Source organism: Streptomyces sp. JLBT605 (genome assembly GCF_058215555.1).
Genome location: NZ_CM177087.1, coordinates 4,575,213 through 4,596,520 on the forward strand (window position 1 = coordinate 4,575,213; position 21,308 = coordinate 4,596,520).

Genomic DNA, 21,308 nt, shown 5'->3' on the forward strand with positions numbered 1-21,308 from the left:
GGGAATGTGACCGAGCTCGGCCGGACACGGCTCGTCGTCGCGGCGCGGGCCGCCGGGGACGGTGGCAGCACAGTGCCCCCGGTGGGTGTGACGTCCCTTGCCGAGGGCACTGCGGTCTGTGGTGCGGTGGGTCAGCCGTGCCTCGTCATGGCCATCTCCCTGGAGAGCGGGCGAAGGGAGAGGGAAGGTGCGGCGGACATTCGGCGAGTTGTGGAAGGGAGCAGGTGGGTGCGTGCTGGGGGAGTCTCGTTCCGAGTGATCAGGCGCTCGTCTTCGGGGAGGAGGCCTTCCACCGCGAGCGTGAGGCGGAACATGTGGCACTGAGCCTCGCCGTCGTTCCTTGCGCGGGCGTTGAGCTGCCAGAGCGCATAGTCAATCGCTGTCGCGAGCCGGTGGCCCCCCGCGCCCTCTGACAGGCTGCGCAGTGTGGCCTGTGCTGGCGAGAGCAGTGCGACCAGGTGGGCTCGTAGTCGGGTCGAGATTTCGGCCACTGCTGCGGGGCTGGGCGCGTCGCCGAACATGTCGCGGGCGGCTCGCACGTCGGCGGTGATCTGCTCTGTGTTGGCGATGTAGGGGCGGGCGAGGCTGGTTTCCTCTCCGGCGAGAGGTTCGCTTCGCGCGCGTACGTGGTCGGCCAGGGGGCGGCGGGCGTATGCCGGGCACGGGGGGAGTACGGGCTTTGGTGCTGGCGGTGGCGGTGGACTGATCCAGTTGCGGGCGTGCCGGTAGGCGGTGTGCAGGGTTCGGCGTAATCCGGGTGTTAACCAGATGTGGAGGCAGGCGATAAGGTCGCGCATGCTGTCAGTTCCTTGATTCAGCTGGTGGCGTTCTGCCTCGGCGACCGTGGGCGCGGTCGCCGAGGCGTTTGTATGTGGGGCCTCGCTATGCGGGGAGGGCCCAGCGGTGGCCGTCGTCGAGCTGTAGCGAGTGGCGCCGGCTGGGGTGGACGGTGAGGGTGTAGGCGTCGGCGCCGGGTGTGCCGGCTTCGGCCCAGTGGGTGAGCAGAGGGGCGCGCTCGTCCCAGAGAGCGCGGGGACCACCGGCTTCGAGGCGGGCGCCCCCGTCGTCGCGAGGGGTGATCCGTGCCCAGGAGCCCGAGGCGGCGTGCGCGAGGCCGTGTACCTGCCGGCCGTTGTCGTCGGCGAGGGTGAGCTCGACGACATCGGGCTGAATGAGCGAGCCGAGGAACTGAGGCATCTCCGCTGTGAGGTCGACAGGCAGGTCGATCTCACGGGAGGGGCCGACGGCGGTCGCCAGTTGTCCGGCGTAGCTGCGGGCGGGCGTAGTGACGGTGATGGGGTTGGGCCTGGCGGTCATGAAGGCGGCGAGGGTGGGCAGGAAGCGGCCGGCGGCGCGGTGGTCGTCGTCGACGGTGAGGGCGACGAGTCCGCAGCCCACGTTGGCGACGATGCTCCCGCCAGGGTGTACCTGCGCGGTCCATGCTCGGGGGATGCGACCGACGCCGCATGTGGCGATCAGCGCGGCGAACGGGCAGTGACCGGGGCACCCGAGGGCACCGTCGCCGGCCATGAGGGTGGGGGTGTATCCGGCGGCGGTGAGGCGGGTGCGGGCGGCTTCGACGAGGTTGGGGTCGACGTCGAGGGAGACGACGCGGCCGGGGCCGTAGCGGTGTGCGAGGACGGCGGCGTTGTAGCCGGTGCCGGTCCCGACTTCGAGCACGGGACCCTCGTCGAGGGGCGCGAGCGCTTCCAGCATGATCGCCATCATGGTCGGGCGGGTTGACGAGCTGGTCGTCGTGCCGTGCGCGTCGTGCTGCGTGAGCAGCGAGGCGTCGCCGTAGACGGCGTCGAGGTATCCAGGATCACCGGCGCGGTAGGTGGTGCGGATGCCGTCGGCGGTGCGCACGGTGAATTCGGGCACGAACATCTCGCGCGGGACGTTGGCGAACGCTGCGTGCCATTCGGGGGAGCGCAGGGCGCCCTCGGCGGCGAGCTGGTCGACCATGCGGCGGCGTAGCTGCTCGGCCGATGCGGTGGCGGTGGTCATCGGTCACTTCCTTCGAGTAGATCAGCGAGGGCGCGTGCGATGGGGTCGCGCAGTTCGGGGATGAATCCGAACTGTCCGTTCGGGTTGACGTCGACGAGGTACCAGCCGCCGTCGTCCTGGTTAACGAGGAAGTCGCACGCGGCGTAGTGCAGCCCGAGCTCGCCGAGGAGTCCGTACATGCCGTCGGCGATCTGCTCGGGGACTGTGCAGGGCCGGTAGGTGAGGCTGTCGTAGTCGGTCCGGAAGTCGATGCGGGCGGCTTCCGAGCCGGCGTGGATCTCGGCGGCGAACATGCGGTCGTCGACGGCGGTCAGCCGCACCTCGTATGCCTTGGGGATCCACTGCTGGAATTGGTGCGCGGTGAGGCTCACCGACTCGTCGATGTCGTCGGCGCGTACCTGCGTGGTCCACAGGGCGTACGGGTTGCCGGAGTAGGCGGTGGGTCCGCCCGGGCCCAGGGATTTGTACGCGGCCGTCTTGCCCGGCAGGCTGTCGATGAACGCGCGCGCCTGTGCCGGGTCGTTGGTGATGAGGGTCTGCGGAACGGTCAGCCCATAGCGGCTGGCGGTGGTCAGGGCGACCGGGGCAAGGGCCGCATAGGCGTTGCGATGGGGATGGTTGACCCATGTGCAGTCGAGCGAGGTGAGCAGTCCTCCCAGGCCGGCGCGGGCCTCGGACTGGGCCCATGCTGCGTCGTCGGCGGAGAGGGCTGGGGCGAGCTTGTGCGCGGACGGGCGCCGGTAGTAGACGGCGTGCACGTCGCCTAAGTTCAGGTCCTGGTGCCGCCCGCGCAGAACGCCCTCCCACGTATCGCGGCGGGGGTCGGTGCGGGCGCCGATGGTGAGGTGCTCGGGGAAGTCCCCGGGGTCGAGCCGCACCAGGGGCACGGCGCGCTCGTTGAGTTCTCCGATCACCAGGTCGGCGACCGCGTCATTGGCGCGGGTCAGCACCAGGACCGTCACGGGTTACCTACTTCCTGTCGGTGTTCGGTTGCTCGTCGGTCAGTCGGTGTCGTTGTCGGTGTCGGTCGCGAGCTGGTTGTCTTCCTTGGTCGTCGACTTCGTCGTGAACGCCGACTTCATCGACGGGGCGTGGATGAACGGGGTGCCGTCCGCGGTGACGTTGATCTGCCGCTCGGGGCAGAGGGTCAGGGCCGGGCCGATGTCCTTGGGGTCGGCGGTGACGGGAACGGCGCGGGTCAGTCCGAAGGGGCGGACAGCGGAGACTGCGGGGCGCAGCTTGGCGTCGTCGACGGGATGTGGGAACACGGGCGGGGCCAGGGTGCCGGGTCCGGCGAGGGTGATGTTTGCAGCCATGGCTGGTGTTCTCCTTCTTCGTGATGGTGGTCTCACTCGCAGTCCGCCCGCGGTGATCAGATGCGGGCGGGGTGGTGCCACCCGTCCCCGCGATGCGCGAGGACGGGAGTCAGAGAGCGGTGCGCCATATGAGCCGCGCGCCGGGCGGGTTACGCTCGAAACTCAGCGGGTCGGCCCGGGGTCTGCCTTACTCCGGGGCGGCCTGCCTCTTACGCCGGGACGACACTCCCGTGCGTGGCGTATGTCGTTCCCCAGGCCATGTCGCCGCGGACGAAACAGCGCCGCAGATGCGTGTCGAGCTGTTGTTGTCCAGTCGTGTCGCAGATCGGTTCGAACAGGACGCAGATGCGGATGGGCCCGCCGGCCTCTGCCAGTTGGATCCATGAATCAGCCGTGGGCAGGCACAGCACGTATTCCTCGTCGCCGTAGTTGAGCCACGCCTCGCGGCGCAACAGGCGGATGCGGCTACCGATCATGGGCGGGTCGACGTCGGGGGGCCCGAGGCGAAGGGCTTCGGCGAAGTCGCGCATTCCGGCCCGGATGCCCTTGGGGGACTCGTGTCTCAGACGGGCCGGCACGTGGTGGGCGAGGACCTGGGCCACGCTGTACGCCGGGGTCTGGTGCACCCCTGTGGCGAGTCGGATGCCGGCGACGAATCCCGGGCCAGGCGGCACCTGGGCGGTTCGCGACGTCACGTGTCCTCACCCGCCAGGGCCTGCTTCCGACGCGCAATGATCTGTCCGAGTTGCAGGTGATACAGCTCAACTTGCCCGGGGGTGAGGATGAGCAGCGACTCGGACGTTCCCCCATCCTCATGGTGAACCGTGATCGGCAGGCCAGTCTGTTCTGCCCGGTGGTCGTAGATCGCATCCCATTTCTGGGGCGTGACGTGCGTGACGGGTACGGGCACGGGGCGCAGGGTGGTCCCGTCGGATCTGGCTCGCCAGTCCTGCCCGCCGCCCGGCGGACGTAGGTGATACGACATCGAGCTGTCGCTCGGCAGGGCCACGACGACCCCAATCTGCCTGCCTTTGGCGAGATCGAGGGCGAGGTCGCCGAGCCGTGGGTGAAACGGGGCGTTCGAGCCTAACTCGGCGCCCAGGGAGCGTAGTTGCGAGTTCTCTTCGGCCATGCATCGAAGCTAGGAGGAAGTCAGCAGCCGAATATGAACCGGAGGAATACCACCCTTATCCGTCGAGGTGAAAGCGGTCTGACATGCGGCGCAGCTTCTCGCGGGTGGTCGCTCGCTCGGCGTACACGATGCTACGCAGGGTTGACCTGGCGATGGGATGGTTGCGGATGAGCTGGGGCGCGATGCGCTCGGCCGTCTCCAGTTCCTTCAGCGCCATGTCGCGGTTGCCGTCCCACAGCCAGGCTCGGGCGAGGTCCATGTGGTGATGCCCCTGCCTGGAGTTGGGCAAGGAGGTCACCAGGGCCTTGGGGACACGTCGGCTTATGCCGAGGGCCTTCCGCTGCTCGCGCATCTCCAGAGCGACGCTGACAGCGTGAATCACGACGTTGCCGGGTGAGAAGGTGAGGGAGTGGCGGTCGTACACCGGCGGGCCGGCATACTCGACCAACCGGTCGGCGGCGGTTTTGGCGTGCCGAATGCGGTCCCTGGCTTCCGATCGACGTCCGCCCCGCGCTGCCGATACCGCCGCGCGTAGTTGCAACGATCCCCAGACGCGGACGGCGAGCGGCTCGCCCCGGTCGTATTCCTGCTGCACGCTCTTGATGGCCTTGTCCGATAGGGCGATGGCGTCGTCCCAATCTGCGGTCGCCCACATGTCCCAGACGCGCATCCAGTCGGAGACGGCCGGCATGAGGGGATCACCCGATTGCTGTGCAGACCAGGCGGCCCGCTCGCAGGACATGGCGACGAGTTCGGGGTGCCCGAGGGCGTGTGCGGCGGTGTGCGCGAACTTGCAGCACACGGTGTAGATGGCAAACGCCTCTTCCCGTTCGTGCCCGGTGGACACTTCGGCGAGGGCGCGAGCCTCGCGGAACAGGTCGGGAAGCACCGCAATGATCGCCACATTGGCCGCGGCATCGCGTAGGCGGTGCAGACGGGTGGTCTCCTGCCAGAGTTGGGAGGCTGGTCGTGGAGTGCCGTTGAAGACGGGCGCGAGGTCGTAACGGCGCAGCTCGCGCATGATGGACGCTGCGGCGACCTGCCACTGATTCTCTGCCGGCGAGCTGTTGTACGGGCGTCCGATTAGGTCGTTGGGATGTACGTGCAGCTCCGAAGCAAGCAGATTGAGCAGGCCGACACGGTCAAGCTCGATGTGTCCCCGCTCCATCTTGGAGACCCACCCCTGCGTTTTGCCAAGGGCGGTGGCGAGGTCGGCCTGCGTCATTCCGAGGCGGAGACGGGCACGACGCACGCGGCGGCCGATCTTCTCGGCTTCATCCAGCATCAGCGCACCCCCATCTTCTGTGAGGCTCCGGCAGTCATGTGGGGGCGAGGCATCGGTGCTCCATCCGTTGGGCTTCCACTCATGAAGGTACCGAGGAGGCGCGCCGGGTGTGGAGTGATACCGGTCAGGAAACATCCCGCACACGACAAAGGCGCCCCCACCCGGCCGTGTGGCCGTGTGGGGGCGCTGGTCTCACTGGGTGTACTGCCATAGGGATAGGGCAAGGCTGAACACAGCGACCAGAGCGGCCACTGAGGGAAGCGGCCACCGGGACCGTTCGATGTTGTCGAGGCGCTGCTCGTGATCCTCCAGCCGACGGTCGGTCTGGTCCGAGCGCTGCACCAAGAGTGCCAGCTGGCCATCGATGCGGGCCAGACCGACGTCTACCGAGCGGCGCAGCTCGGCCAGCTCCAGCGCGACGGTCTGGTGGTCCGGCGGCGTCACCCGTCGGCCCCCGAGGCTGGGTCGGTTTGTGCGGGCAGGGTCGAGGCGGTGCCCCGGCGGCCGAGCCGCCCGGCGACCCACCCCTTCGCCGCGGCGAGCACGAGCGCCAGGGGCGCGGCCCACCACATCGACACGTCGGCGAGATCGGCGATCAGCACGGCGAGGGCGCCCTCGGCGCCGGTCCATACTGCCCGCTCGGCCACGTCGAACCTGAGCTTGCTTCCGTACATCGGGTGATCTCTCTTCCTGGTGGTCGCGCTCAGGCGACGGTGAACCCGTGTCGGGTGCCGAGCTTCGACAGCGAGCTCTTGCCGGGGATGCCGTCGGCGTCGGCGCCGGTGAACGCGCCGCCGGCCTTCGAGCGCTGCCACCGGGCGTATGCCTCGACCGTCTTGCTCCCGAAACTGCCGTCGACCCAGCGGGCGGCGAGCAGCCCCTCGGCGACGAGTGCGCGCTCGACGACCATGACTGAGGTCTTGTGGGTGGTGGCGCCCTGCGGGGCGGCCGGGTCGCGCTTCGCCGCGGCGGCGACGTCGGCGAGCTTTACCCGTGTGCCGGTGGGCTGCTTGTACTTCGGTCGGCCGTACCCGGCGATCGTGTCGGCGTGCCGGACGCGCCGGGCGCACGAGTCGAGGGTGTTGCCCTCGATCGTGAACACGTTGCTGCCCGAGACACCGGTGACGATCCCTATGTGGTCGATCTTCGCGATCTCGTTCGTGCCCGCCCAGTCGAAGAACACGATGTCACCGCGGCGGATCCCGGCGACGTCGGTGTGCCACTGACCGGCCGTCTTGAAGCGCTGCGCGTGCCAGACGGTGTACGCGAAGTCGGTGCCGAAGCACACCGACTGGAACTCGCCCGCAGACCGGGCCCAGAAGGTCACGGCCATGTCGCACCATGCGGCATTGGCGAAATAGGCGCCGTTCCGCTCGGCGTAGGAGCGGGTGATGTAGTTCGGCCGGCCCGTCAGCCCGAGGCTCCGCTCGGCGGCCGCGACCATCCCTTCGAGGCTCATGCGAGATCACCCCCGGAAACCTCGCGGTAGACGCCGGCCATGTCCGCCGGGCCGAACTCCGCTTCGAGCAGCGTCGTCTCGTTGGTGACGGTCGGGCCGTTGCCGGTGTCGACGAGATGCTCGTGCTGCGCGTCCTGGTCGGTCGAGTCGCCCTCGACCGGCCGTGCCTGCTTACTCATGGGTGAGCCCTCCTTCGGGCATGAGAAAAGCCCCGGCCGGACGGCGCGGGGCGAGCTGTGTGCGGGCCGGTGCTACGCGGCGACGCGCTGCATATGGGCGGCTGCCGCCGTTGCGGTGTTGCTGGCGGCGGCAGCCGACCATTGCGCGGTGACGACGAGGTTCTGCTGCACGGTGCTGTCGCGGGTCACCGTGCCGTCGGTGATCTCGGTCGCGCCCTGCCCGGCCGTGCTCGTCAGGTGGTGAGTCAAGGCAGCGGTAGCCGCCCACGTGCCGGACGCCCCGGCGGTGACGGCGTGCAGGGTGCCCTCGACACGCCACCCGCGGCCGGTGATTCCCGAGCTGGTCGTGATGGCGGCGAAGGCGGCGAGGACGGTGCCGGAGATGCCGCCTAGCCGCACGCGGATGGTCAGGTTCGGGGTGCCGGTGGTCGACGCCGATCCGTGCGCTGCAAACCGGTACGCAGCCTGAGCTGTGGCGTCGCCGCCGGGGATCGCGAAGGTGGCGAGCGCTGTCTCGACGGTGGTGTTCGCCGCGGTGGCGGTCGTGCCCGCCCCTGTCAGAGACGAGAGCCGATCCTGCGCCGTGGTCGCTGGTGCGGTGCTGTCGTCGCCGAGCGGGCCGGTCGTGCCGGATCCGGCGAGGTCGTTACCGAACCGGCGGATGTTGGTGCAGGTGCTCGTGATGCTGAGCCCGAACGCCGCTTCGTTGCCGGACCCGTTCGGCCGCACGGTGTTGCCTGCGATCGTGATGCGGTCCGCTGAGCTGGACACCCGGATGCCGTAGCTTCCGGCTGCTGCGCGGCTCGGGCTTCGGATGATGTTGTTCAGCACGCTGACCTCGGCGCTGGCGAGGACGTGCACGCCGTTGACCCCGGCGTCGCGGACCGTGTTGCCGTCGATCAGGATGCCGGTCCCGGTGTCGCAACTGATCCCGGATCCTCCGGGGCCGATGACGCGGTTGCTGGACACCACGCCGCCGGCTACCTGCTCTTGGCTGATGCCGGTTCCGCCTGCGCCACGGATCGTGTTCCCGGTGACGGTGTACTGCTCAGCGTGCTCCAGCCGGATTCCGCTCTGTCCCCCGCCGACGGTCTCGATCACGTTGCCGGTGACGGTGACACCGGTGAGCTTTCCGGCCGGCTCGCCACGGACCTGGATCGCCTCGTCATAGCCGGTCAGGTCCCGGAATGTGTTTCCGGTGACGGTGGCACCCTTGGTCTCTTGGCTGGCGCCGGTCTGGACGCCGGCCGCGTTGGTGGTGGCGTTCGCGTCGGTGGTGTCGTTCGTCCACAGCCGGACGCCGGCACCCTGCCCGGTGACGGTGCAGCTCTCAACGACCGCGTCCTGCCAGGCATACGCACCGATCGCGTACTGCGCGCCGCCTTCGACTGTGCAGCCGACCACCTTGATCCGCTTGTGCCACCGGTCGATGGTCGCGGAGTGCGAGCCGAACCCCCGCGGCCACGCGGTCGCGCCAGCGGTGCCGGACGGGCCGACGTAGCAGCCCCTGATCGTGATGTCCTCACACGGCGTGTGGTCGTACGGCCCGAATCCGCCGAAGACGCTCGCAGCCTTGGCGAGGTCAATCTGCACCGCTTCGGAGAAGGTGCGGCCGCCGGGGTCGATGTAACCGCGGAAGGCACAGGAGTCGACGAGTGCGTTCTTCGTGCTGTTGAGCTCGATCCCGTGGAAGCCCGGGACGTCGCGCACCTCAAGATCACGGATCGTGACGTTGCGGGCGTGGCCGATGCTGATGCACATCGCGCTCGCCGTCAGACCCGCGGCGGTCCCGCGCATGTCCCACACGCCGCCCTCGACCGTGATGTTCCCGTGCCCGGTGTACCCGCCGTATGTCTGGTCGGCGTCGCCGTTGAGCAGCAGCGTCGCGGCGGCCGCGCGCACGAACACCGCCCCGGGCATGAGCGTCAGCCGGATGTTGCGGCGGATCCGCAACGGCAGGGTGGCGAGCCGGTATGTGCCGGGCGGCACCAGCACCCAGCCGCCGCCCGCGGCGAACGCCGCGTCGAGCGCTGCCTGCACGGCGGGCGCGTCGTCCTGGACGCCGTCGCCTGCCGCGCCCACCACGCGCGGGTTGTACAGCCTCATTCCGGCGAGGGACAGTGACGCCGGGGCGAAGAGTCCGCCGACGGTCATGTCGCCGGTGACGGCGAGTTCGTCGACCGTGGCGCCGCCGGTGACGGCGAGCCCGTCCTCGACGGTCAGCCCGCCGGCCGCCGTGAGCGGCCCGGCGACCGTGCCGCCGTCGGCCCGCGAGAGGGAGCCGAGCGCCGCGGCGAGCGCTTCCTGCGCGAGCTCGCGGCCGGCCCCGTACCAGCGGACCGGGGTGCCGCCGGGCCCGTTGTACTCGAACTCGATCGCGGGCACGCCGCACTTGAAGGGCCGGATCGCGCCCGGCTGCGGCGACGTCGCCGGGTTGCTGCGCAGCTCGCCTATCGGGGTGACTCCGTCGATCTCGTACAGCGCGGTGACGAGCTGCCCAGTCCCGGCCACGCGGACGAGCAGCGGGAAGTCGGGGACGACGTCGCCGGTCGCCGTGGTCAGTACGTCGGCGGGGGTGCCACCGAAGGTGTAGAGCGCCATCGGGAACCCCTGTCAGTCGAGCCAGTAGTCGCCGGAGATGTTGACCCAGGGCGTGCCGCCGGATACCGCGCCGTCTTGCGACCACCACAGGATCGCGCCGGGGTCGCCGAGCGAGCTCGCGGTGCCGACGTCGAGCACTTCGAGCTTGCCGACGCCGATCACCACGTCGCCCGCGAGCGACGAGGTCGCGGCGTACGTAGCGATCTGCGTCTGCGGGATGCAGTCGGCCGGGACCTTGGCGATCGCGGTGCCCTGATTGGGAATCACGGTCCCGTCGGTGCGCTCCAGCCGGCCGCGCAGCCACACCCGCTTGCCGATGCGGCGCACCTGCGGGGCGTAGGCGCCACCCTGGTAGCCGGTGAGCGGCTCGACCGGCCGCCACGCCGGTTCGGGCTCGTAGACGGTGGCCCACGTGTTCGTGGTCGCGCTCGTCTTGATCCACAGCGCGCCGTTCGCGGCGGTCACGATGGTGTGCAGCGGCGCGGCCGCGTAGGTCGCGTCGCGCTCGGCCTGGTCGGCGACGTGCTGCACGAGGTGCGGGTCGATGTCCTCGGCCATGGCGGCGAGCGCGCCGGGTCCGGCCGGGGCGTCCCCGCCGCCCGGGATCGTGATCTTGGCGTAGCCGAACTCTGCCATCCGGCAGCCTCCTTACGAGAACGTGATCGTGATCGAGCCGCCAGTGAAGCTCGCGTAATCGCGGCTGCCGCGGGCGTAGATCGCGAGCCCTTTGCGGTTGCCGCTGGCGAGCTTCGTGCGCCAGTCGGCGGGCAGTGTCGCGACGCCTTGCGCGCCCACGCTGAGCGAGAGCAGCTCTTCGGGACCCTCGTCGAGGTGGAGGGACGACGGGGGCGAGGTGTGGTCGTGCAGGTACAGGTGCATCGGGCGGCGGGCGTTGGCGCCGGCCCCGCGGCGCCGGGTGAAGGCGACGGTCATCTTCGCGACCGTCTTGCCCGCGCATGCATCGGCGATCTTGTTGCCGTAGAACCAGCCGCCCCGCAGGTTCCCGCCACCGGTGTAGTCCCCTTGAAAGGGGTAGTCCCGGTAGTCGTCGCGGCGCCCGTTGCGCCACGATCCCGAGCTGTTCGCCGCGACCGTTACGGGCTTCGGTGCCCGGCCGGGCGGGGCATCCGGCGACGGGTCGGTCTCGCTCACGAGCTGCCCGTACAGCTCGACCTTGCCCTCGGCGCCCTTACGGAGAAACAGGGTCTGCACCTGCTGCCAACCCGAGCCGGACGGCGCCGCGGTGCCCCATGTCGCCGCGCGCAGCACCTGCTCGTCGAGCGCGACTTCCTTCGCCAGCGCCCGTATCGACGCCTCGTCGGTCGCCCCGGGGTCGTCGCCGAGCCGCCACATCACCACCGGGCGGGCGCCGGGCCGGACGGCGACCCAGTCGCCCACCTTGCGGTTGCGGTAGCTGTCGACGCACGGCACGTCGGTGACCAGCGCCCCGGCGAGCATCAGATTCACGCCCGCGTCGGTGATGTCGATCACCTCGGCGGAAACCGTGCCACCGCTGCTGCCTGCGCCGGCCATCGCGCGGGCGAGGTCTTCGCCGAGCCGGCGCGCTGCCTCGGTCATGTGGTGAACCTCCGCGTGGTCGTCCTGGTCGTGCAGGTCATCGACACCGCGCCAAGGTCGTACGGGCACGAGTCGATGATGTGCCGCTGCCACTCGCCCGGCCGCACCTCGACGTCGACGACGTCGCCGGGTTCGAGTCCGGGGTGACAGACGCTGGTGAACGAGAGCGAGCTCTGTACGCCGAGCGAATCGGCGAGCTTCGCCCGGCCGACGGTGTCTGCCTGCGCCACGTTGGTGATGAGCGGGGACGCGTACCGTTCGACCCGCAGCCGGACGGCGAGCCCGAGGCGCTGCGGGGCGAGCGGGTCTTCGACGGGGTCTGGCCCGGCGTAGGTGAGCGAGCCGGGGTCGTCGTCCCACACGTAGACGGGGCCGACCGCGGGCGCCCCGTCGCCGCCGTCGCCCGAGATCGTCCACAGGTTCACGAGCCCGTCGGCTGACTGTTCCTCGGCCGGCTTCACCATGGCGAGCCCGTACGGCACCCGCCAGACGACCGGGTCGGAAAGGGTCGGCACCGGGGCCACGGTGACGACGCCGCGGGCGTCGACATAGATCTCGCCGCCGAGCGCCGCGGCGATCCCGGTCTTCGCGCCCGAGCTGTCGCTGCCTGAGCTGAGCGCCTGCCATCGGTCCTGATCGACGACGAACCGCGGCACGGTGGTGCCCGGGTCGATTCCGGTGCGCCACGAGATCGGTGCGGCCGGCAGCGCCTCGCCGACCAGGACCGGCACGATCGCGGCGGCGGTGTCCGGGCCGATGGTGCGCGGCGTCGGGAACGCGGCGGAGCGGATCGCGTCTTCGAGCCCGAGCAGCTCGCACTCGACGCCGAGCCGGGTGCGCCGGGCCCGGTCGACGACGTAGGCGCCGGCCGGGACCCACTCGACGTCCATGCGCGGGCCCGCGATGCCTTGCCAGAGACGCACCTGCGTCGCCTCGGTGTTGATGCCGTCGCGCCCGTACGGCACGTCGACGAGCTCGGCCGACCCGCTGTACCGGCACTCGGCGTTGCGGTCCGGTGAGACCCGGGCGTCGCCGCACAGCGCCGGGTGCCAGGTGCGGCCGCCGTCGTTGGACCATTCCGCGCGCCGCGGCCGCCGTGCCGCGCGGTGCAGCGCCTCGAACGCGGCCGCCGATACCGGCAGCACTACACGACACCGTTCGTGGACAGCGACGCCCACGAGCTGTAGCTCGCGGCCACGGCGTTCCAGTCGGCGAACTGCTCGGCCACCGTGTCCCATGACCACGCCGGCAGGCGCATCGGCTGCCCGGCGGTCGCCGGCTGGGCGATCGGCTCGATCGTGAACGTGAACCGGTACCCCTCGGACGATCCGAGCTTGCCGGTCGGGGTCGGCCCGGTGATGTCGCCGGGCACGAAGTAGGCGTCAGGGGTGAGGTACCCCGGACGCACCTGCGCGAGCAGCACCCCCGAACGCAGCAACTTCCGGGCCCGCTCGACCCGGTCGGGCGGCACGTCGATCGTGACCTGCACCGCCTCGGCGCCGTGCGTGTCGTACGCGACCGCCCGGTACGGCGATCCGGCGACCTCGGCCGTGTCCTGCCGCCCGGCCGCCGTCGCCCCGGGCCACTCGACGACCATGCACCGAGTCGACAGCCCCGGCTCGTCGAGCGACTTGAGCCACAGGTCGTCGTCGGCACCCGGCGCCGGCGCCGGAACCATGACCGACAGGGACGACGACGGGCCGGTGCTGCCGTCGGCGTAGACCGGGGTGGCGGTGTAGACGACGGCGACGCCGAGCGGCGCCTCATGGTCGTACGCCGTGCCGGCACCCTCGATCGCCCACGCCGGGTCGGCGCTGCGCACCGGGACGGGCGCGGCCGGGCCCGGGTCCTGCCGCGCGATGCGGACGCGCCGCACGGTCGCCGCGCCGGGCAGGGCTGTGCCCGCGGTGTAGTCCACCGACAGCACGACGCCCGCCCATGGCTCGTCGACGATAGCGGCGACCCAGCCGTCGGGCGAGGTGACCCGCGCGGGCGGTGTCACCGGTGGCGCGCTCGGGTCGACGATCATCGGCATCCGGTGCTCACCTTCCCTTCACTCCGGCCCGGCTGCGCTGCCGGGCCGTGGTCAGCCCGGCGTCGACCCGGGCGTCGACGTAGGCGTCGAGCTGCGTGCCGTCCGCCAGCACGAGCGCGATCTGCTGCCCGTCCTGGAGCCCGACCGGGGCGCCGGCCGGGCCGGAGGTGACCGGGACCGGGACCGCGGCGGCCGCCATGCGCACCGCGGCGCGGTCGATCTGCGGGAGGGTGGAGACCATCCCGCCGACGAGCCCGGCGCCGACCTGGGCGCCGACCTCCCCGGTCACCCGCGACGGGGATTTGATCTTGAGCTCGCGTTTGATCGCTTTCACGAGCCCGGCGCCGAGCTTGTTCATCTGCTTTTGCAGCTCGGCCTCTTGCGCCTTGAGCCCGGTGAGGAACCCGCGGCCGGCCTGCGACCCGGCGTCGTACATCGCGTCGGCCATCGTCCGGCCGTACCGGTCCGAGAGCTTCGCGCCGCTCTTCGCCAACGCGTTGAGCTCTTTGATCTGCCCGGAGTTCGCACCCGAGACGAGCCGGGCGAGGTCGCTGTCGGGCCCGGCCGCGACGAGCTGCTGAATCAGGCGCTGATCGACTCCCTTCTTCTGCGCCGTCTTGATCTGCGACTCGAACGTCGCGACGCTCGCCTGCCGCGTCTTGAGCCCGCCGATCAGGTCGCCGACCGACGTCGGGCTGCTGATGTTCGACAAGCTCATGTAGTCGCCCGCGGACTTCTTCTGATCCGCGTACGCCTGCCGCGCCACGGCGAGCCGGCCGCTCACGCTGTCGCGCCGCTTGGCGAGCGCCTGCAACTTCGCCGAAGCCGCGAGGGTCTGCACTGCGAGCTTCCGGCCGGCGCCGCCGGTCTTCCGCAGGTCGTCGGCGAGTGACCGCGCCGCCTGCGAGATGTCGGCGGCCGCCCCGGTGAGCGACTTCGAGAACGAGGTCAGATCACCCGGGATGTCTCGTCGTGCCGCCCTCGCAGCCTTCGCATTGCTGGTGCCCTTGGCGAACCCGCGCAGGCCGTGCCCGGCGGCCATACGCAGCGACGTCGGACTGTCCCACACGACCGACCGGCCCGAGCCGAACCGTACGAGCTCGGGACCCTCCTCGCCGACCCACGCGATCTCGCCCGGCCGCGGCCGACCGCCATCCGCGTACCCGCCGGGGCGGTTGTACGCCCGGGACAATGAGCCGTACGTCGCGAGCGCATACCGCATCGAGGCGTAGAGGTTGGCGAGCGGGTCCCAGACGCCGCGCCCCCGCAGCTTGCCCGCGTAGGCGCTGAACGTCGGGTCGATGACCTGCATCAACCCCTTCGAGGGCGTGCCTCGGCGGGCGTTGATGTCCCAATTGTTGATGGCGCGCGGGTTGCCGCCGCTCTCCTGGTTCATCCGGCGCAGGACGACCGGCAGCAGCGACGCCGGCTGTCCCACCATGTTGAGCGCCTGCAAGACCACCGGCGTCCAACGCTTCACACCCGAACCGCCGATGTTCGCCGCGATCTTGGCAAGTCCGCTCGTGCCTCGGGTGAGGAACGACGACGCCGCGTCGACGAGCTTGTCTTTCAGCCCTGAGAGCATCTTCAACGGCAGTTTGGCCAGGACCCGCGCCCACTTCGACGAACCGATCTCCTTGATCTTGCTGCGGACGAACCCCGTCGCTTTCTCCCACATCTTCGAGGGCTCCGACACCAGACCGGCGCCGTCCATGATGACCCCGCCGATCTTCTTCGCCTTGTCGCCGACCCATCCCGTGATGTCGCCGAGAATTCCACCGTCGGCCATCAGCTGCGTGCCCGCCGCCCGCCACAGTGACCGTGCTCGTCCGCGGTACTTCGGATCCGTCGGGATCACGTACTCGGGATGGCGCGGGTTGCCCTCGCCTACGATCGCCGTCGGGCGGTTGACCTTCATCGGCTCGGCGGGGCCCCAGGGCCCGACTGTGCCGCCGGCCGCCAGCAGCTTCGGCGCCGCCGGCAGCTTGTCGAGCCCGACGAATCCCGCGACCTTGTCCCAAACCGCCTTGATGCCCTTGGTGTAGACCCATTCGATAATGAAGTTCACGGGCTCCGCGGCGATCTTCTGCACCTGCCCCCATGCCTTGTCGATCGCCTCCTTCGCCGTGTCGAAGGCGCCGCCGAAGAGCCCGAGAGCTTGCTTCCCACTGTCGAGCGCCGGTTTCAGCGCCTTGGCGTACAGCCACGACGCAGTCGCCCCGATGCCCTCCAACGCCGGCTTGATGACGCTGCGATACACCCAGGAACCCGCCGCGCCCAGCGCGCGCAGCGATGCCCCGCCGAGCTGCATGGCCGGCTTGATGGCGCTCTCGTACAGCCACGTCGCGACAGCGCCGATCCCCCGGAACGCAGGGGACAGTGCGCTTCGCCACAGCCACGAACCGGCGGCACCCAGCGCGCGCAGACTCGCCACGCCGCCGCTGGCCACCGGCCGCAGCCCCGACTCGTACAGCCACAGCGCAACCGAGCCGATCCCCCGGAACGCGGGAGCGATCGCGGCCGACCACAGCCAGGACGCGACAGCGCCGAACGCCCGGAACGCGATCACGATCGGCGCGACCACAGCGGTCACCACGATCGCGACCAGCACCTTCGCCGCGATGCCGATCGCCGAGAACACAGGCGACAGGACCGTCGACCACAGCCACGACGCCGCGGAACCGACAGCCCGCAGCCCGGTCATCAGGTAGCCGAGGCCCGGTTTCAGCGCGGAGTTCCACAGCACGTCCCATCCGGCTTTGATCCCTGACCAGGTGGCCTGAACGATCTTCCGGAAGCGGTCGGACTTGTTGTAGGCGATGACGAGCAGCGTTGCCAGCGCCGCAACACCCGTGAGGATCAGGCCGATCGGGTTCGCACGCATGGCCGCGTTCGCGAGGCCCTGCGCAACGGCGAACCCGCGCGTCGCGGCGGTCGCCGCCAGGGTCACACCGCGGTAGACCGAGAACACCGCGATCGTCGCGCCGGTTGCGATCGCCGAGGCACCCATCGTGAGCGTGAGCCCGGCGACAGCGACGCCGAGCGGGATGAGCCACGCCCCGTACTCCTTCACCCACCGGACACCGCTGGCGAGCGCCTCGCCCGTGCCCTTGACCGCGGGCACCAGGACGTCAACGAGTGTGCCGCCGGCGGTGCGCGCGGGTGGCAGCACGTACCGGTTGAGGAACCCGCCCAGCCGAAGGAGCGCTGGTAGCGCGTACTTGTCGGAGAAGGTGGCCAGACCTTGTAGCGCTTGCCGCTTGAACACCTCGATCGGTCTCGTCGCGGTGTTGTGCAGGGTCTTGCCCATCTTGTCGGCCGCGCCGCCGACTCGCCCGAGCGCGCCTTCGGCCTTGCTCGGGTCGAGCGCGAACAGGCTTTTCTGCAAGTCTTCGGCCTGCGTGCCGAAGAGCAGAATCGCCGTCTGCGACCGCTTCGCCGGATCCTCGATCGCGCGCAGCCGGTCGAGGATGGTGTCGAGCGCTCTCGCGGCGCCGGGCCCGCCCTTGGCGAACGTGGTCGCCATCTTGTCGGCCGACAGACCGATCGCGTCGAACCCTTCCTTAGTGGTGTCGCTGCCGTCCTTCGCCCGGATGGCGAATTCCTTGAGCGCGTCCGCGACGATGTCCGCGTCGCGCGCGCCCGCGGCGAGCCCCTGCGTCAGCAGCCCGACCGACTGCTTCCCGGTCAATCCGAGGTCGCGAAATTGCGTGCTGTACTCATTCAGGGTGTCGAGGAGATCGCCGGCCTTGTCGGCGCCGAGCTGGAACCCCCGCGTGATGAGGTCGAACGCCTCGCGGGCGTCCTTCACCATCCCGGTACGAATGAGCTGACCGGCCGCGCGCGCGGAGTCGGATACGTCGACCTCGAAGGTCTCGGCAAGATTGAGTGCCGCCTTCGACAGCCCGGCGAGTGCACGCTTCGGCGCGGCGAGCGAGGCGACACCGTTCTGCGCCAGCGCCCGCAACGAGTCGTTGACCTGATCGATCGACTCGCCGTAGCCGGCCGCGTAGACCTTCCCGGCGACCTTGCCGAGCCGCGCCGATTCCTTCTCGCTGAGGCCGAGCTGCGCGCTGAGCTTCGCGTTCGCCTTGTCCTGCTCCACAGCCTTGACGAACCCGGCGGCGAAAAGCGCCCCGGCACCAGCGGCGACTGCGGCGACCCCGCCCTTCACGGCGCCGCCGACCCCGCTGAGGAAGCCCCGACCGGAGTGCCGCCCCGCCGCCTGCCCTGCCTGGGCGGCCGGGCCGTTCATCTGCTGGGTGATCATGCGGCCGAACCCGCGCATCTCCGGGACGACCGAGACGTACCCGACGCCGACCTCGACCGACATGGTCATCCCCCCTTCACCTGGGTGACGATGTGCTCGTAGGCGGCACGCGCCTTGGTGCGCTTCGCCTCTTCATCAGCGGCGGTGTCCTCGGGCAGCGGGTCGCCCGGCCGCCACGACGGCGCCGGCCATGAGATCGGCGACGTCTTCGGGGCGCGGTTGGCGTTGATGAACGCGACGAGCAGCAGCTCGACGAGGTCACGCGTGTCCGCGGCGGCGTAGTCCGCGTGCGTCCAGTGGTGCCCGGCCGCAGCACGACCGGTCGCCGAGTCGGGCGGCAACGCCTCGACCAGGACGCGCAGCTTGCGCAGGGAGATCTCGCCCCGCCAGTAGGCGGCGAGAGGGTCGCCGCCGTAGTACCTGATCAGGTCCGCCTCGACGGCCTCGGGGTGATCGCCGAGGACGTCGAGCACGGTGTACGTGTAGGTCTCCGGCTCAGCGCCGGCACCTACCTCTTCGTAGGGCGGTGCCTGGCGACCGTGTCCTGCATATCGGTCCGGGCCGCGACGTAGACGAGCATCAGCGAGTTGCCGTCGCCACCGCTGTTGACGAAGTCTGACCACTGGTCGCCGAGCAGCACGCGCGCCTTCGCGTCGTCGCCCTCGGCCGCGTCGATCTCCTTCGCGAGGTCGTCCGGGGTGAACAGCGGGTGCGGGAACGTCCACACCTTCCCGTCGTCGGTCTCGACCTCGACGAGCTCGCCGCCGACCGCCTCGACGTACGACGCCTTGACAGCGGACAGCCTGTACCGCGCCTTACCGGGCTTGCTCATGATCTTGCCTCTCTCCGGGTGAGCAGTGGGTGAGCATGCGCCAGGGCGAGGGACGGTCGGGGCCCACCCAGAACCGCCGTCCCCCGCCCGATCAGGGGGCGTTACGGGGTGGTGTCGAAGGCGCGCCATCCGGGCCCATCGATCCACGTCCGGCACGAGGTGTTGAGCGTCGTGTCCTTGTACGCGGTGAACGTGGTGGGGCGCTGCGTCTCGGTGGCCCGGTTCCACGCCTCGTCGTCCTTGCTGGTGAGCCGGGCCCGCGGGAAGAACCGCACGATGTAGATCTCGGCGCCGGCGTCGTTGTAGTCCAGACCGATGAACAGCAATCTGCGGAACGGGTTCTTCGGGATCGCCGGCCGGTCCCATGTCCACGCGGCGCCGATCTCCGGCAGCGCTCCCGTGCCGGACAGGGGCAGCCCCTCGTACAGAGCGACCGTCGCCGCGTTCGTCTCCTGCGCCACCCACTGCGCCGAGAGCACGTCGGACTCGACGTCACTGCGGGTCGGCTCGACCGACTGCGACGAGGTTACGTCGGCCATGGACAGATCGGACGTGTACGTCACGCCGTCGTCGGTGGTGTAGCCGACCGGAACGTACCCGGCCGGCAGCGCGGCGAGGCTGCCGTCGGCGGCACTCAGCGGCGCCGTGACCGCGCCGGCGGTCATGTCGGCGGCGAACACCGCGTTCGAGAGCTGCTTTCGGATCAGCTCGTTGCGGAGTCCCGAGATCGAATCGAAGGTCACCATCTGCTCGTACCTCTCATGGAATTGCCCCCGGGCCGGGGTGCGGGCGGGGGCGCGCTGTCAGGGTGGGTGAGCCTGTGCTCAGGGGGCGAGGCTCGTGCCCCGCAGCGAGAGCTCGACGGCGAGCGCGTACCGCGGCGAGCTCGTCGCCGGGTCGGGCAGCTGGTTCGGCCCGCCGACCTCGGCGACGTCGTACGCGGCCGCGCCCCGCCATCCGGGGAGGGCGGCGAGCAGCGCGCGGGCGAGCTGCATGAGGTCGTGTGCGGCTTCCTCCGTCGGGCCCCAGCAGTGAACGTCCAGCCGGGGCCGGTCGGTCACCCGGTCGCGCTGCGTACCGCCGACGCGCTCGATCCGCACGAACTCGTCGGGGCGTGGCGACGGGACGCGGGTGCCGACCGGGACCGGGCGCCCGCGTGCTGCCAGGGACGACCGCAGGTAGTCGGCGACGAGCGCCGCGGCGTCGGGGAAGACGATCGGTGGCGGCATCAGTCGCCGCCCCGCGCCCCGTCGAGTCCGCGCAGCAGCGCCCGGCGGGATACCTCTGGGTCGCTGGTGGAGTAGTCGCCGATGACTGCGCCGCGCACCCGCTTGTCGCCGGTTTCGACGTCGATGCGGAACTGCCCGTCGGCCTCGGACGCTGCGGCAGCGGCCCGTTCGATGTCGCGGGTCGTGCGCTCGATCAGCGCCCGCGTCTCCGGGGCGGTGAGGAACGTCGCGATGTTCTGCCGGTTGGGACGGAACGCCGGGCGTGCCATGGTCACCCCTCCACTGTCTTGAGCCTGATCTCGTAGTGGTGCAGCTCGGCCGGCTCGTATGCCGGGCCCGGTGGCCCGATCACCTCGAAGTGCAGCCCCTGCCAGTGCACGCGGGCCTCGCCGCGCACCGTGAGCGGTCCCCCGTCGGTGTCGGCCGGGTTGCAGAGCATGAGCCACTCGCCGATCTGCGCCGAGCGCTGGTGGGTGTCCTCGGCGCCGGTGGTCTGCTGCATCCACGCGCGTACTGCGGTGTGCGTTGAGGTCGTCCAGTCGTCGACCTGGTTGCCGTACCGGTCCGTTGTCCGGCCCGGCTGCTCGACGTCGACTAGGTGCGGCAGTAGGTCGTCGGGGATCACCAGACACCGCCCGGCCAGCAGCCGGCCGGCGGGTCCGGCCGCCAGCCGGGCAGCCCGTCGTCGCGCAGCCCGATCGAGTAGGCCGCGTCGGCGCCGGGGTCGTCGAGCGTCTCCGGCTGCAACTGGGCTTTCTCGTCGTCGGTGAGGTAGAGCCCGCCGTCCTCGCCGAGGGTCTCGGCGTACTGCCCGATGCTCCTCTGCCTGTAGCCGCCGGGGTTCGCCATGACCCGGCGGGTCACCGCGACGGCGATCGCTGTAAGTGTGCCGGGGTCCGGCTGGTACCCGGCAGGGATGTGCCGTCGCATGAGCGCCGATGCGTCGTCGAGGTACGCCTCGACCTGCGCCCGCTTCGCGCCGGTCAGGGTGACGGCGGCGCGCGCCTCGTAGTCTGCGACCGTCGCGAACGCCGCCATCCCCTCACTCCTCTCGGTCGATGACGCCGGCCGCCTCGCATGCCGCGATGACGTCCTCGCGGGTCGAGTCCTGGTCGACGTCGATGCCCCGGCGCTCGGCGAACTCCCGCCAGGCCTCGACGCCCGAGCCGCGGCCGGAGCGCGGCGGCGGCTCGGCGCCCGTGGTCTGGTCGCCGCCGCTGTCGTCCGGCGCCGTCGCCTGCGTGTCGCGCCACGCCTTCGGGTTGGTGATCTGCCGGATCGCCCACGCTGGTACCGCGTCGCCGGGGCCGAACGCGCGCGGCCGGCCCTGGAGATCGCGAACGTGCACGGTCGCGACGAGCTGCTGCTCGCTCATGCGGCTCACT

At 70.6% G+C, this 21,308-nt stretch carries 24 protein-coding genes; all 24 read right to left on the bottom strand.

The features are described 5' to 3' along the window. Positions 1-882 precede the first annotated feature (882 nt). A complete protein-coding gene (locus AC4BDD_RS19855; RefSeq protein WP_490686797.1) occupies positions 883-2,007 on the bottom strand; it encodes a methyltransferase domain-containing protein in 1,125 nt (374 codons plus the stop codon). Continuing rightward, positions 2,004-2,969: an ATP-grasp ribosomal peptide maturase gene (gene tgmB, locus AC4BDD_RS19860; protein WP_490686798.1), complete on the bottom strand. Its 966-nt coding sequence runs from the start codon at positions 2,967-2,969 to the stop codon at positions 2,004-2,006. Before tgmB ends, AC4BDD_RS19855 begins: the two co-directional genes overlap by 4 nt. 39 nt (positions 2,970-3,008) lie before the next feature. After that, positions 3,009-3,323, bottom strand: a complete 315-nt coding sequence (gene tgmA, locus AC4BDD_RS19865; protein ID WP_490686799.1) for a putative ATP-grasp-modified RiPP — start codon at positions 3,321-3,323, stop codon at positions 3,009-3,011. A 209-nt stretch (positions 3,324-3,532) separates the two neighbouring features. Further along, the gene (locus AC4BDD_RS19870) at positions 3,533-4,018 is read right to left on the bottom strand and encodes a hypothetical protein (RefSeq protein WP_490686800.1); all 486 of its coding nucleotides are present in this window, start codon (positions 4,016-4,018) and stop codon (positions 3,533-3,535) included. Continuing rightward, positions 4,015-4,455, bottom strand: coding sequence for a hypothetical protein (locus AC4BDD_RS19875; RefSeq protein WP_490686801.1), 441 nt, complete (start codon positions 4,453-4,455; stop codon positions 4,015-4,017). The genes AC4BDD_RS19870 and AC4BDD_RS19875 overlap by 4 nt, the downstream gene beginning before the upstream one ends. A gap of 55 nt (positions 4,456-4,510) precedes the next feature. Beyond that, a complete protein-coding gene (locus AC4BDD_RS19880; protein WP_490686802.1) occupies positions 4,511-5,740 on the bottom strand; it encodes a helix-turn-helix domain-containing protein in 1,230 nt (409 codons plus the stop codon). Between the two features lie 192 nt (positions 5,741-5,932). Further along, positions 5,933-6,184: a hypothetical protein gene (locus AC4BDD_RS19885; RefSeq protein WP_490686803.1), complete on the bottom strand. Its 252-nt coding sequence runs from the start codon at positions 6,182-6,184 to the stop codon at positions 5,933-5,935. Then, positions 6,181-6,414, bottom strand: coding sequence for a hypothetical protein (locus tag AC4BDD_RS19890; RefSeq protein WP_490686804.1), 234 nt, complete (start codon positions 6,412-6,414; stop codon positions 6,181-6,183). The genes AC4BDD_RS19885 and AC4BDD_RS19890 overlap by 4 nt, the downstream gene beginning before the upstream one ends. A gap of 29 nt (positions 6,415-6,443) precedes the next feature. Then, complete coding sequence (locus tag AC4BDD_RS19895; protein ID WP_490686805.1) at positions 6,444-7,199, bottom strand: CHAP domain-containing protein; 756 nt, start codon at positions 7,197-7,199, stop codon at positions 6,444-6,446. Further along, the gene (locus AC4BDD_RS19900) at positions 7,196-7,378 is read right to left on the bottom strand and encodes a hypothetical protein (protein ID WP_490686806.1); all 183 of its coding nucleotides are present in this window, start codon (positions 7,376-7,378) and stop codon (positions 7,196-7,198) included. Before AC4BDD_RS19900 ends, AC4BDD_RS19895 begins: the two co-directional genes overlap by 4 nt. Before the next feature lie 72 nt (positions 7,379-7,450). Continuing rightward, positions 7,451-9,979, bottom strand: coding sequence for a right-handed parallel beta-helix repeat-containing protein (locus tag AC4BDD_RS19905; RefSeq protein WP_490686807.1), 2,529 nt, complete (start codon positions 9,977-9,979; stop codon positions 7,451-7,453). A gap of 12 nt (positions 9,980-9,991) precedes the next feature. Further along, positions 9,992-10,615: a hypothetical protein gene (locus tag AC4BDD_RS19910; protein WP_490686808.1), complete on the bottom strand. Its 624-nt coding sequence runs from the start codon at positions 10,613-10,615 to the stop codon at positions 9,992-9,994. Positions 10,616-10,627: 12 nt separating this feature from the next. Beyond that, entirely contained in the window at positions 10,628-11,557 is a 930-nt protein-coding gene (locus AC4BDD_RS19915; RefSeq protein ID WP_490686809.1) for a hypothetical protein, read from the bottom strand. Continuing rightward, positions 11,554-12,702 carry a phage tail protein gene (locus tag AC4BDD_RS19920; protein ID WP_490686810.1) on the bottom strand — a complete coding sequence of 383 codons (1,149 nt, stop codon included), beginning with the start codon at positions 12,700-12,702 and terminating at the stop codon, positions 11,554-11,556. The genes AC4BDD_RS19915 and AC4BDD_RS19920 overlap by 4 nt, the downstream gene beginning before the upstream one ends. After that, positions 12,702-13,592, bottom strand: coding sequence for a hypothetical protein (locus tag AC4BDD_RS19925; RefSeq protein WP_490686811.1), 891 nt, complete (start codon positions 13,590-13,592; stop codon positions 12,702-12,704). The genes AC4BDD_RS19920 and AC4BDD_RS19925 overlap by 1 nt, the downstream gene beginning before the upstream one ends. A gap of 7 nt (positions 13,593-13,599) precedes the next feature. Beyond that, positions 13,600-17,925 (bottom strand): phage tail tape measure protein, encoded by a 4,326-nt coding sequence (locus AC4BDD_RS19930; RefSeq protein WP_490691850.1) that lies wholly within the window; start codon positions 17,923-17,925, stop codon positions 13,600-13,602. A gap of 2 nt (positions 17,926-17,927) precedes the next feature. Continuing rightward, a complete protein-coding gene (locus AC4BDD_RS19935) occupies positions 17,928-18,335 on the bottom strand; it encodes a hypothetical protein (RefSeq protein ID WP_490686812.1) in 408 nt (135 codons plus the stop codon). Positions 18,336-18,370: 35 nt separating this feature from the next. After that, a complete protein-coding gene (locus AC4BDD_RS19940) occupies positions 18,371-18,694 on the bottom strand; it encodes a hypothetical protein (protein ID WP_490686813.1) in 324 nt (107 codons plus the stop codon). A gap of 101 nt (positions 18,695-18,795) precedes the next feature. Beyond that, positions 18,796-19,440, bottom strand: a complete 645-nt coding sequence (locus tag AC4BDD_RS19945) for a phage tail tube protein (protein ID WP_490686814.1) — start codon at positions 19,438-19,440, stop codon at positions 18,796-18,798. Positions 19,441-19,518: 78 nt separating this feature from the next. Then, complete coding sequence (locus AC4BDD_RS19950; protein ID WP_490686815.1) at positions 19,519-19,923, bottom strand: hypothetical protein; 405 nt, start codon at positions 19,921-19,923, stop codon at positions 19,519-19,521. Further along, positions 19,923-20,192 (bottom strand): hypothetical protein, encoded by a 270-nt coding sequence (locus AC4BDD_RS19955; RefSeq protein ID WP_490691851.1) that lies wholly within the window; start codon positions 20,190-20,192, stop codon positions 19,923-19,925. The genes AC4BDD_RS19950 and AC4BDD_RS19955 overlap by 1 nt, the downstream gene beginning before the upstream one ends. A gap of 2 nt (positions 20,193-20,194) precedes the next feature. Next, entirely contained in the window at positions 20,195-20,548 is a 354-nt protein-coding gene (locus tag AC4BDD_RS19960) for a hypothetical protein (RefSeq protein ID WP_490686816.1), read from the bottom strand. Further along, on the bottom strand, positions 20,545-20,961 hold the full coding sequence (locus AC4BDD_RS19965; RefSeq protein WP_490686817.1) for a hypothetical protein: 417 nt from the start codon (positions 20,959-20,961) through the stop codon (positions 20,545-20,547). Before AC4BDD_RS19965 ends, AC4BDD_RS19960 begins: the two co-directional genes overlap by 4 nt. A gap of 4 nt (positions 20,962-20,965) precedes the next feature. Next, on the bottom strand, positions 20,966-21,298 hold the full coding sequence (locus AC4BDD_RS19970; RefSeq protein ID WP_490686818.1) for a hypothetical protein: 333 nt from the start codon (positions 21,296-21,298) through the stop codon (positions 20,966-20,968). Between the last annotated feature and the right edge of the window lie 10 nt (positions 21,299-21,308).